The organism is Corynebacterium sp. TUM25015 (assembly GCF_056393505.1).
The window spans coordinates 2002366-2015528 of the sequence record NZ_CM150783.1; the positions used below are offsets into that span (position 1 = coordinate 2002366).

At 62.1% G+C, this 13163-nt stretch carries 5 protein-coding genes; 1 reads left to right on the top strand and 4 read right to left on the bottom strand.

The genetic code is table 11. The annotated features are described in order from the left end of the window. Positions 1 to 24: 24 nt before the first annotated feature. On the top strand, positions 25 to 1320 hold the full coding sequence (locus tag AC06DS_RS09085; protein ID WP_477100580.1) for an alpha/beta hydrolase: 1296 nt from the start codon (positions 25 to 27) through the stop codon (positions 1318 to 1320). On the opposite strand, the gene lysX is transcribed toward AC06DS_RS09085, so the two are convergent. From lysX to AC06DS_RS09105, 4 genes are read right to left on the bottom strand one after another with little or no spacing between them, the layout of a single operon-like run. Then, positions 1289 to 4540 (bottom strand): bifunctional lysylphosphatidylglycerol synthetase/lysine--tRNA ligase LysX, encoded by a 3252-nt coding sequence (lysX, locus tag AC06DS_RS09090; protein ID WP_477100581.1) that lies wholly within the window; start codon positions 4538 to 4540, stop codon positions 1289 to 1291. The two genes, AC06DS_RS09085 and lysX, sit on opposite strands and share 32 nt — an antisense overlap. 22 nt (positions 4541 to 4562) lie before the next feature. Further along, on the bottom strand, positions 4563 to 8150 hold the full coding sequence (locus AC06DS_RS09095; RefSeq protein ID WP_477100582.1) for a hypothetical protein: 3588 nt from the start codon (positions 8148 to 8150) through the stop codon (positions 4563 to 4565). Between the two features lie 21 nt (positions 8151 to 8171). Next, positions 8172 to 11660 (bottom strand): chromosome segregation protein SMC, encoded by a 3489-nt coding sequence (smc, locus tag AC06DS_RS09100; RefSeq protein ID WP_477100583.1) that lies wholly within the window; start codon positions 11658 to 11660, stop codon positions 8172 to 8174. Between the two features lie 20 nt (positions 11661 to 11680). Beyond that, positions 11681 to 13156, bottom strand: a complete 1476-nt coding sequence (locus AC06DS_RS09105; RefSeq protein WP_476727549.1) for an alanine/glycine:cation symporter family protein — start codon at positions 13154 to 13156, stop codon at positions 11681 to 11683. Between the last annotated feature and the right edge of the window lie 7 nt (positions 13157 to 13163).

Here is a 13163-nt window from a genome sequence, read left to right on the forward strand (position 1 = left end):
ACTTTCGGTCTAAGATGTGACTTCGTGCCTGAGTATGTTCGCAGCATCCCCCTCACCGGAACCTGGCCGGAAGTAGTCACTTGGTTCCTGATTCTCAGTACCCTCATTGCGCTTCACTTTTCGCTTCCCGACGATCCCCCGGGGCGCCGCAAGAGGGCAATTATCTGGTCCATTATCGTGACCGTAGTTCTGACCTGTGGCGGCCTCGCGGCGTTACTGTGGGGCACCACCACTCCGTGGTCAGAAATAGGAATACGCCTCGTGCTAGGCGCAGCCGCCATCATCCTTGCTGGAAACATGGCCGCATGGTGCGTAAAGGCGTCAATAAAAAAGATCTGGACGCTACTGCTCGTCGCGGTACTCGCCGTCGGCGGCGCGGCAGTGGCAAATCAGTCCTATGAACTCTATCCAGACGTCGGAGAGGTAGACCCAGTCGAGCTGCGAACCTTTAATAGCGTGGACGAACTCCCGAAAGCGCAGTCAATCCCGCTGAAGGAATGGCTCAAGGCAAGGCATGACAACCTCCCTACGGAGGGCAGCATGCTCAACGTCTCGGCGCCGAAGGAAAAATCTCAGTTTCACGCACGCGACATGCGCGTGTACCTGCCACCGGCCTGGTTCAGCTCCCCGCGGCCGCAACTGCCTGTGCTCGTGCTGCTGGCGGGCATTCCAGGAGATCCCGACCAATGGTTCGACACCGGTGACGCCAACACCGTCGCCCGCAAATACCAACAGCAGCACGATGGTGTGGCACCGATCATCATTTCTGCCGATGCGACGGGTGGAACATGGGAAAATCCAGTGTGCACCGACTCGAACAAGGGCAAAGTGCAAACCTACCTGACGGTGGATCTGCCCCACTGGATCCAACAGAACCTCTCCCCCAACCCCGACCAGCACACCTGGACCCTCGGTGGGCTTTCCTACGGGGGAACCTGCTCATTGCAGGTCATAACAAACCACCCGGATGTCTACGGCAGTTTCGTCGACATCTCCGGCGAGCGGACTCCCGACGACGGGATCGGACACGACTCCACTGTGCAGGACTTCTTCGGTGGATCGGAAGTGAAGTTCAAGGCGCACAACCCCGAGGACCTCATGAAGAAACGCAAGTACCCGCGCACCGCGGGCATGTTTATTGCCGGGCGCGCCGACTCGGAGGCCACCAGCGACCTCAAGCACCTTCACAAAGTGGCAGTGAACGCGGGAATGAAAGCGAGCTACAGCGAGGTCGACGGCGGGCATAACTTCAAGACCTGGCGATCCGGCCTCAAACTAGCCTTTCCGTTTATTGTCCGCCGGGGTGGGCTGGAAAGCTAAGCACTCCGCGGATCGGGCGGCCGGTCAGCAGCATGATGAGCCGGTCCACGCCCAGGCCCAGGCCACCAGTTGGTGGCATGCCGTTTTCCAGGGCATCCAGGAAGGCCTCATCGACTTCCATCGCCTCCGGGTCGCCACCTGCTGCCTTCAATGACTGAGCTTCCAGGCGATCGCGTTGTTCCAGCGGGTCGGTGAGCTCCGAATACGCTGTGCCAAGTTCCACTCCCCAGGCCACCAAATCCCAGCGCTCGGCCACGCCAGGCTGGCTGCGGTGCTGGCGAGTCAATGGGGATACACTCGTCGGAAAATCCGTGTAAAACGTGGGCGTTGTGGTTGTGCACTCCACCAACTGTTCATAGATTTCCTGCACAATTTCGCCTGCATCCCACCCCGGTTGGGTGGCAATGCCATGGGCCGCGCAGAGCTCCAACAGCGTCTCGAACTCAGTATCCGGGGTGACAGCCTGGCCGACTTTTTCGCTAATAGCCCCGTAGACAGTCTTCACTGGGAAGTCCCCAGCGATACTCACCACATTGCCCTGCGGATCCATCACCACTGGCTCGCCCCGGTAGGCAGTCGCGGCGGCTTGGATGATCCGCTGGGCCACCACCCGCATCGTCTCATAGTCACCGTGCGCCTCATACGCCTCCACCGTGGTGAACTCCGGGTTGTGCGTTGCATCCACCCCTTCGTTACGGAACACGCGCCCCAGCTCGTATACCCGCTCCGCTCCCTGGGTCAGCAACCGCTTCAAGTACAACTCCGGTGCAATGCGCAGATAAAGATCCTGGTTGGCCGCATTACTACGAGTCTTAAAAGGTCGCGCATTGGCGCCACCGTGGACACGCTGCAGGATCGGTGTTTCCACCTCCACAAAACCCAGCTCATCCAAGGTACTGCGGATCGCGGCATTCACCACGCTGCGAGCACCCAGACGCTCATTGACTTCCACAATGCCAGCGCCCCGGCGCTGCAAGGGGTGCAGCCCCTTTGCCTCAATGTCGATACTGCGCACCAGCAGCGAAGGCTCACTGGAACGCGACTGCCCGCGAGTACCCGTCGCCGCAATCAGGTCACCTAAATCCAGTGCCCGGACACGTGCGCTGAGTTTCTCCTCCGGCGCCTCCACAATGATCTGGCACTTCCCCGACGCATCACGGAGGTCAATAAACGTCAGCGCACCGAAGTCGCGCTTCGCCACGATCCTTCCTGCCACCCGCAATTCCCCGGCACCGGTGGCGTCACTACCCTCGGCAACCTCGACACACTGAGTAAGGGCAAGGGCAGAACCATCATCGGCCCGCTCCGCGACAGGCCACGGCTCCGCGCCTGCCACCCGCAGCGCCATGGCCTTCCTGATACGCACCGCAGTTTGCTCACTGGCGGACTTTTTATTGGCATCCGTGAGCTGCTCCACGTAGTTCAACGCCTGGGCAGCCTCCGGTTGGCCGGTGGCCGTCTGCTCACGGTGTGTCTCTTCATCGCGGCCAAAGAGTGCACCCACCGTCGGCACGAAGCCCTCGGCAATGCCGGAGGCGAAACCGACGCGCGCCATCGACAGCGAATCCGGATAGCACACATAACGCGGAATCCAGACGGGTTTGTACTTCTGGTTAGAGCGGTACAGCGTTTCCATCTGCCACCACTTCGACAAATAGGACAGCACCCGGCGCGCCTGCCTGCGAATCGGCCCCACGGCCACGGCATCTTCGCTGGCGAACAGCTCACGGAAAACAGCAAAGTTAAGAGAGAGCTTCTGCAGGTTCGCCTCTGTACACAGCGCGACGATCATTGCCTCGACCGTGCCATTCGGTGCCTTAGGACTGCGGCGCATAAGGTCCAGAGAGGCACCGCTTAGACCCCACGGGATAAACGAAAGCACCGCCACTGTTTCTTCACCCACCAGCGCTTCAGCCAGCAAGCAGTCTTTATCCTGCGGATCGCCTAACCTTCCCAGCGCCATAGAGAAACCACGTTCGTCGGTGGTGTCGCGCCATTTGTCGGCAAGTTCTTCGACGTGCTGCATCTCTTCGGTGCTGAGCTCGCCGTGGCGGCGAATCCGCACGCGCACCCCAGCCTTGTGCGCGTGCGCCCGCGCTTGCCGAACCTCACGCAGTTCGGATAGGTGGAAGTGCTGCGTATCGATGACGGCCTCGTCCCCCAGGTGGATCGAGCTCAGCCCGTGTCTTTCGTAGGCTCTGGTTCCTGGTTCGGACGCCCCCATCACAGCGGGCACCCATCCAAATGACCGTGCGCGTTCCAGCCAGGCGACGATTGCCTCATTCCAGTACCTCGGATCGCCAATCGGGTCGGCTGACGCCAAGCAGACGCCAGCCTCGATGCGGTACGTCACCGCTGCCCGACCTTTTGGCTCATACACAACTGACTTGTCACGCCGGGTAGCGAAGTATGCAAGGGAGTCGTTGGCGTTGAAGCGTCGAATGAGGGCGCGTATGGCTTTTTCATCCTCGGCGCTGATACCGAACTCGTCGCGGTGCGAGCGCAGCAACAGCAGCCCGGCCACCAGCAACACCAGTGCCGCGAGGGCGGAAACGAGGAAGCTCACGAGCTTCGGCGGATGCCCGACTACGTAGGTGTGGTTAAACAGGGAGAAACCGGCGGAGTGGTTCAAAGCCCACAGGGCGCTCCATTCCGGTGCTAGGTCGCCGTGGAAGAAGTGCACCAGCACCAGGGCAATAAGGAATACCGCAACGGTGCCTCCAAGCCACACCAGGAACGCAGTGAGGATTGCTCCCTTCACGGTGTGGGTGTAGAAGTCCCTGCGCTGCCGCAGCATCAAAATTAGCAGCAGGAGCTGCACGCCCATGCCAGTAATAAACAGCGAGTGCGCCCACTGCGGGCCTTCGTCGAAGTACTGCGGCAGGCACAGGAGGATGACGTTACTAACGTTGAGAACCAGCAGCGCGGCAACCGCCACCACCCAGGCGGCGCGCTTTGCTTTGTATAGCCCGACTCCCAGCACAAATAGTGCAGCAGACCATGCGACGGATGGCACTGGTACGGGGAGAAAGACGTTGTCCATCACCACCAGCAGGTGGCGGACGTGCACGCGCGCTGCTGTGGATATGCTGAGCACCAGTGCTATCAGGGCATAGGCGCACAGGATGGTGCCGATAAAACGCGGGAAGAACTCCGGGGTTGCTGCGTCAACCTGTGTTCTATCGCTTCTCCATTGAGCGTTTCTGCGATAAACATTCACTCAACGAATTATGCACTTCCACCTATACGGTTGGGCCAAACACGCCGCGAACCATCGCATCTGCCATCACAATATCTCCGGTTACCAGGTCCGGAACCAAGCGCGCCATGGCGGCCCACCCGGGGTAGGCACTGAGCAGCTTGCCGAGGCTGGACATCTTCTTGTGTGCGTACATGCGCGTAGCCAGAGCGAACACCATGGAAATCACGGGAGCCAATGCCCAACGGTTTTCCGGGTTGTCGGTATCTACCCCGTCGAGTTTGTCGAAGCGCACGCGTGCAGACAAGTACAGCTGGCGGTTGGCTGCCTTGACCTTGCGCAGCAGGGTTACGGCGGTCTTCATGAGCTCCGGGTCACCCAGCAGCTCGGAGAGCTCCTGCCGCTTATTGAAAGTCTCAAACACAGCGATCAGGCGACTATTTTCTTCACTCAAAGCTCCAGGCACCACACCGGCCTTACCGAAGAACATATCCAGCACGGCCTTTTGCTGCGCGGGGTCCATGTGCGCGATCTGCACGGTCGTGTTGTCGATGCAGGCTGTATCCAGGGACACATCGCGGCCGGTATCCACCGTTTGCACTACAGGTTGCCCGGCGATCTTCTTAAGCTCTTCTTTTAGGCGCTTGTCTTGTTCTTTCTCTTCTGACGCCCCCTCGGTATCCACCAGCGATAGGTCGCCCAAAACCTCAAGGGCTGCGATCCACGGGGTGTTCGAGCGTTCTACGTCGGCTCCCACCAAGGTGGAGTGAACTAGCCCGGACAGGATGAACTGGGCGGGACGATCCGCCGCGGACACGAGGGATTGGGACATGGCGTGGACGGACTCGCGGGGATTATTCGTCAGCGCCGTACGCAGCTTATCCAGCACGTCGAAGCGTCCGCGCAGCCAGCCGGCCTGTACGTCCCACAGTGTGGACAAGGTGGCTGCGTCGCAGGGAAGCTGGTCGGACTCCCCCGCCAGGAAGGCAGAGAGCTGCACCCACGGATCAGTTTCGCCATCTAGTCCACTGCCTTCGGCGCCAGCACCGTAGTAGCCCTCGGCCTCGGCAACTGCACTGTGCGGGCCGGCGGCGACGGGTGCGCGAAGGTAGTTAAAGCGATCCCGGCCGAATAGCTGCACGCTCAAAGGACCTGCGCCCACTAGATCTGCGGGAAGCTCGCCGTGTGCGATGGCCGCGCTCCCCTTGGGGGCGGCAGTCAATTCCACGAAGGATGCCGCTTGCCAGGGGGCGGTGTTTGGCCATACCCAAGCTCCGGAACCTGGGGCGCCGAATTGCACGGGCACGTCCTCGGAATCACTCAGAATACGCAGCGTGGAGCCATCGACGTCGGCTGTGTAGTCAAAGGCAGGCACGATGCGCGCCAAACGCACACTCACGCGACGGTCTTCGACAAACTCCAGCTCGATGGATCCAGAGGCCATCGTGGCTAGGGAGGCTTCTGCACTGGCGAGGTCTACGAACCAGGTCACCTCGTCGATGGTTTGTAGTTTCAGGGTGCGCACCGGCGCGCCGTGGTGGTTGCGGATCACTACGCGTGCGTCCCCCATGAGAGCCAGGTTTTCCGCCTTCGAACCCATACCTGGGCGCAACCCGGGGCGCACGCGGAACCGGGTTTGGGTGTCGATCGCACGGGCGGAGATTTCAATGGGATCGGTGCGCCACATCGGAGCTTCGCCCCGCATCGTCAGTTGGTAGCGCAGTCGGGAAGGCTTCACGATGACGGGCAACGCATCGCCAGCCTCGGTCTCCACGACGGTCGTGCTAAAGCGATCCGTGGGGCCGAGTTTCTGCGGCGAAATTTTCTCGAAGGGCTTTTCCCCTGGCATCAAGCGCACCGTCACGGGGCTTAAGCCTCCCGCCATGGGCAGGCGGGTTTGGGTGCTGGGGCCGCCAAACTCCATCTCCAGGGAAAGCCCCTCCACCAGGGCGTATTCGTGACGGAAGGATTCGTTGCGGGGGCCACGCAGACGCACCAGGTACTCGCCCACCCAAGGGCTATCCCACGCCTCGGGGTCGAAGACGTCGAATACGCCGCCTTCCGCTGGCACTTCCAGCGGTTCTTCCTCAGACACCGCCTCGCCGGTTTCGCCTGGTCCCGCATAAGACGATACCGACAGGTACCAGATCTCCTCCGCACCGGAGATTGTCGGTGGGAACTCTACTTGCAGGCTTTCGGAGTGGATGACCTTACCGCTAGTGGTCTCCACGCCACCGACCACGTCATCGGGCTCCACGAACTGGGCGCGCTGGCGCGGATCCACCGCACGCACTCCAGCCATGGAGGGGCTATGTTCACCGGGCTTAGCGATGTGCAGGCTCAGGCATTCGCTGAGGTCCAGCAGGCGAATAACCCAGCCGCTCCAACTCTTCATGGGTTGTTCTTCCAATACCGGGATGTCCGCCCCGGTCACCGGATCCACCGCCGTGGTCTCGGCGGGCACGACTACATAGACCTGTTGGTGGTGCAGGGACACGCGCCCTGTCAGGTCCGCGCCGCGAATGGTGAATACCAGTACTGGATCTTCGGTATCGACCAGCGGCAGCTGCCAGTGCTGGCCGTCGTTGGCGTTGCGAACGCTCACCTTACGCAGCGGCTGGCGGACGGGAATATCCAGGATCTCGGAAACCGCCCTCCCGGCATTGTCGGCGTGCATCGTGCGGAACGCCGCTGGCGCACCATCGAAGTCGACTCGCCAACGCACCTCAGTGTGTACCTGTCCCCCGGTTTCCAGGGACTGTGCGGGAAGTCGCAGCACAACGCGCTGTCGAAGTGTGTCTAGCTGTAGGCGCGGCTGATCTTCGCGGTGCGCCACTCCCACGCTATGACGCCGATCCTGCGTGCCTACCGGCCTTTCCCGCAGCTCCTCAATTACATCCTCCTGGATGAGTGCCGGTAACTCCACCGGCGGGAGGGTGTATTCCCAAGTATCGGGGTGGGCAGCGGCATGGGAGACGATCTCCACGATCGGAGCGATCAGTTTCTCTGCGGTCTGAGGCAGCGTAGCGCACAGTGGACCAACTTGGCGGGGTTCGTCAGCCAACTCAGCGACGATCCCCTCGGCGATGCTGGAAGGGGTTGCATCGGTGTCTTCTGCCCGTCGAGTTTCCACCAGCTCGATCAACTCGGGCACCCAGTCCGAGGCGATGCCAACGTGAGCGAACAAACGTCCGAGTTCGCCATCTGGCCCTCCGGATACGGCATCCATCGGATCCAGCCCGGCGGCGGAAAGCAGCTCCGCGAAGCGTCCCTCGATCAGTTGGGTACGTGTGGGCGTCGGCTCCAAACCAAGGCCGTACCAGTACTCCGCGGGCAGCTCCGAGACCTCATTGAACCGCGCGGCGCGGGACAGCAACGTGGCAATCGTCAGCGCGGGACATGCCTGCAGCAAAGCCTCTTCGGTGGAACCAGCAGCGACCTGGCGGGCGATAAACGTGCCAAAGAAGCGACTCAGTCGCTCCAGCTCGTCGCCGTCGATATCCAGTTCTACGAAGAGTTCCACCTCCGCCAGCTTCCCGGCGAGAGCCGCCTCGGTAGACGAGGCCCATGGCAAGAGGGAATCTTGTAGGTCGGAGATTGGACTGGCTGGAATCTTCTCACTGGAACTCACGCGACCATCCTACGCGAGGGCTCAGCCGGTCTTCTCGGGAGCCATCCTCTGCGAAATCACCCTGGTCACACCGTCACCGCGCATGGTCACACCATAGAGAACATTCGCCACATCCATGGTGGGCTTTTGGTGGGTAATGACAATCAGCTGCGAATCCTTCCGCAGCTCCTCGAACAGCGCGATCAAACGGCGCAAGTTCACGTCATCCAGGGCGGCCTCGACCTCATCCATCACATAGAACGGGCTCGGACGCGCCTTGAAGATGGCCACCAACATCGCCAGTGCCGTCAGAGACTTCTCACCGCCGGAGAGAAGCGATAGTCGCTTGACCTTCTTGCCCGGCGGACGGGCTTCGACCTCGATGCCGGTAGTCAGCATGTCATCCGGGTCGGTCAGCACTAACCGGCCTGCGCCACCCGGGAACAGGGTGCTGAATACCTGCGGGAAGGCCACCTCAACGTCGTTCCATGCTTCGGTGAACAGTTGCAGAATGGTCGCATCGACATCTGCGATCACCTCGTGCAGATCGTTGCGGGCACGCTCGACGTCATCTAGCTGCTGGGCGAGGAAGTTGTAGCGTTCCTCCAATGCCTTGAACTCCTCTAGTGCCAGGGGGTTCACCTTGCCCAGCGAGTTCAGCGCCTTCTCCGCCTTCTTTAGCTCGGCCTTGGTGGCGGTCGCGTCGAAATCTTCTGGCAGTTCTTCGGCCAGTAGCTGCTCGGCGGTAAGCCCCAGCTGCTCCATTGCACCCGCCACGGCTTGCTCGATCTTCACCTGCGCCTGAGTGCGCGCCAGCTCGGCGGTGTGCGCGTTGTCGTTCATTCGCCCCAGCTGCGCGGTCAGGGCAGAGACCTTGTCGCGCTGCTGCGCCATCGTGGTCTGCCACTGCTTGTGTGCGTGCTCGGTCTGCGAGCGGTTGGCTTCGGCGGTGGCCAGCGCGTCGGCGATGCGGTCGGCGATGCGCTGGGATTGTTCGCGCACGCAGGTCGCCATTTCCCGGGCGGCGGCGCGACGGGCTTGTTGCTGCTGGTGGTGTTTACGCGCGGCTTCTTCCGCCCGAGCCTGTCGGCGCAGGTTCTCGGCCTTGCCGCGGGTGGATTGTGCGCGTTCCTCGGCGGTGCGCTGCGCCAGGCGAGCTTCCATTTCCATGGCCTTGACCTGGGATAGGTGAAGCGCTGCGGCATCGCGCTCGGCCGACGAGGGTTCGGTGGTGTGTTCCTCGTCGTCCACGCGCGCCACGCGGTCGGCCAGCTCGTCGAGTTCCTCGGTGGCCTTCGCCAAGCGCTGCTCGGCCGATTGCTGTTCGGCGGTACTGCGCTCGAGTTGCCTCTGTGCCGCGTCGCCCTGCTTTTGCAGCGCGCCCAGGCGCTTGGCTGCCGCGTCGCGCAGAGCCCGGTGTTCCTGCTCCGCCGCGCGCGCCGCAGCCGCGGCAGTACGTAAATCACTTGCCGCATCGAGTGCGCCAGACAGCGCTGCCTGCAGGTCGTCTAGTTCCTTCTTTTTCTTGGTGACGCCCTCTGTTTCCGCCGCGATTCTATCGGCCAACTCGACAGGGGTCGTGCCGCCGGAGCCGCTGGCGACCCAGCCGGCGCCGTAGACGGAACCGTCCTTCGTCACGGCTCGCAGGCGCGGGTCCGCGGCCACGACCTTCCTGGCTTCCGCCGCACTGTCCACGGCCACAACGTCCACCAGCAGGGCGGTCAGGGGGCGCAGCAAGTCGGCGGGCACGTCCATCAAGTCCAGCAGCCACTTACCCGCAGAAACGTCCGTATCCAGGCGGAACGTCGCGCTCGCATCCCCTTCCGGAGCCGTCGGGTCCAACAGCACCGCGCGGCCTTCGCGGGCATCAGTGAGAGCGGAGATGAGGGCGTCAGAAAGAGGGGCAACAATTCCCGAGCTCGCCGCATCGCCCAACACTGCGGCCGCGGCGGCGCCCCATCCGTCGCGAATATGCAGCTGCTCGGCTAGGCGGCGGGTGGCAATGCCCGCCTTGTCGGCGGCGCGGACGACCACCGCAGCACCGTCAGTGGGGGTCAGTCGGTCCTGCCAGGCGGCAATGGTGGCCTCGGCGGTGGCGATGTCGCGCTCCAGCTGCAGCTGTTCGGCGCGCAACTGTTCGGCGCGCTCCTCCGCGCCTGCGGCCTCGCGGTCGGCCTGGGCGCGGGTTTCCTCCAGGTCACCACCGGAGGCTTCGGTCTCGCGCAAGGCTTCCTCTGCCTCGGTGATGTCCTCCAGCAGGCCGTCGAGGGCTTCCTGCTGTTCGGTGGCATTTTCTTGCAGGCGCTCGACCTCCGCGGCGGCGTTGTCGCGCTGGGTGGCGGCAGCCTCGTGCTGGGCCAGCAGGCGCACCACGCCCTCGCGCCGGTCGGCAATAGCACGGACCTGGGCGAAGTGTTCCTGTTCGGCGGCGCGGGCGGCCTCCTCTGCCTCGGCGACCTGCTCGGCGATCGTCTCCAGCTTCTCGGCGGCGATCTCCACGTTTTCTTCCAGTTCCGACTGCTCCTCGGCGGCGCGCTCGGCGCGTTCCAGCAGCTCTTGCGGGTCTGGGCCGGACCATTCGGCGACCTGTGCCTGTTCCGCACGGTCGGTGGCGATGCGCAAGGTGGCGGAGTTCTTCTCCTGCACTGCGGACAGCCGGTACCAGAGGTTTTTCGCCGCCTCGGCTTCCTCCAGGGCTGTGCGTAGTTCCTCTTCCGTCACGGCGAGTGTTTCGCTGTGTTCCTCCAGCTCCGCCTGTACTTCGGCGCGCTGTTCGGCCAGTAGCTCACTGCGGCGCGTGGAATCGTTGAGTTCCTCTGATAGCTGCTTGACGTTATGCGCGGCCAGCTGCACGCGCGTACTGCGGATGGTGGCCTGTACCGCAGACGCCTTCTGCGCAGCTTCTGCCTGCCGCGCGAGTGGCCCGAGCTGTTTGCGCAGCTCATCGGTCAGGTCGTGCAGGCGGTCGAGGTTGGCCTGCATGTTAACGAGCTTGCGCTGCGCCTTTTCTTTTCGACGCCGATGCTTCAGCACACCCGCGGCCTCCTCGATGAAGGCACGGCGCTCTTCAGGGCGGGATTCTAGGATCTGCGATAGTCGGCCTTGTCCGACAATCACGTGCATTTCTCGGCCGATACCGGAATCGCTGAGTAGCTCCTGGATGTCCATCAAACGGGCTTTAGCTCCGTTGATCTCATACTCCGAGGCCCCGTCGCGGAACATGCGACGGGTGATTGAGACCTCCGAATATTCGATAGGCAGCTTGCCATCGGAGTTGTCGATAGTCAGCGTGACTTCCGCGCGCCCCAGTGGTTTGCGGTCCCCCGTTCCAGCGAAGATGACGTCTTCCATCTTCCCGCCGCGCAGGGTCTTCGCCCCCTGCTCCCCCATGACCCATGCCAAGGCATCCACGACATTGGATTTTCCGGAGCCATTTGGCCCCACCACGGCGCAAATGCCTGGCTCTAGTTTCAGGGTCGTCGCGGACGCGAAGGACTTGAATCCTTTGAGCGTCAACGACTTTAAGTGCATTGCTTGATGCTATCAGAGCGCTAGGCGGTTGCTCCGTTATGAGCCTCGGCGCGCTGGCACTCCGGGTCCGTACCATCCCAGCACTCGACGTTCTTAAGCTCCGGCAGGCTGTCGCGGTGGAAGATCGGATCCAGGCCTGCCGCCTTCTGCTGCGAGAAGTCGCGCAGCAGCTTGATGGCCACACCGCCCAGCGGAACGATTGCGCAGAGGTTAATCAGGACCATCGTGGCCGCAAAAGTGTCAGCCAAGGACCACACCAGCGGCACCGTGCCGATGGCACCGCCGAAGACACAGAGGACAACAAGCACACGGAAGGTATTCAGCTTCGCCTTGGACTTGGTGAAGTACTCCACGTTGGCCTGGGCAAGGTAGTAGTTGCCCAGCACAGAGGAAAACGCCAGGAAGAACAGAATGATCGTGATGAAGTGAGTACCCCACTCGCCTACCTCGGCGGACAGTGCACTCTGGGTCAAGTTGGCCGTCTGCACGCCCTCGCCATAGGCCGGGTTGGACAGCAGAATGATGAAGGCCGTGATGGTACAAACCACCAGAGTGTCGAAATATACGCCCAGGGTCTGCACCAGGCCTTGCTTGACCGGGTGCGATACCGCTGCGGTGGCGGCTGCATTCGGGGCGGAGCCCTGGCCGGCCTCATTGGAGAACAGACCACGACGCATGCCGTTCATGAAGGCCGCCCCCAGGGTGGCACCGGCGATCTCCTTGATGCCCAACGCGTGCTCGACGATCGTTCCGAACATGCCCGGAACCTCAGTGATATTCATGGACAGCACCACCACACCCAGCAGAATGTAAGCAGTAGCCATCAGCGGAACGATCACCTGGGTGGCGTTGGCGATACGCTTCACACCACCGAAGATCACCATGGCGGTCAGTGCTGCAACCACCAGGCCAACGGTCACCTTGAGCCAGGTAGCGTCAGCGGCGATACTCGGGTTCAGGGAGTGCAGCGAGGAGCCCGCGGCCTCTGCGATGGAGTTGGTCTGCACCGCGTTGTACACAAAGCCGTAGGTGATGGTGATGGCGATGCCGAAGATCAGCGCCAGCGGCTTCGCTCCCAGTCCCTTCGTCATGTAGTACGCCGGGCCACCGACATACCCCTCCTTGTCGCGGGACTTCCACAGCTGAGCCAAAGTGGCCTCAACAAAAGCGGTTGCGCCGCCGACCAGGGCGACTATCCACATCCAGAACACTGCACCTGGTCCGCCGAGGGTAATCGCGATGGCCACACCCACCACATTGCCTGTACCCACGCGAGACGCCGCAGAGATACTGAATGCCTGGAAAGCAGAGATGTTCTCTCCACTCTTGCCCACCGCAGGTTCCTTGACTGAGCGGAACATGTCCGGAACCATGCGGATTTGCACTACCAGAGTGCGGATGCCGAAGTACGCGCCGGCTGCGAGGAGGAAGACGGGGATGATCTTCCACACATTTTCGTTGAGCGTATTCGCCACGAAATTTTCAATTGTTTCCATGGCGAGA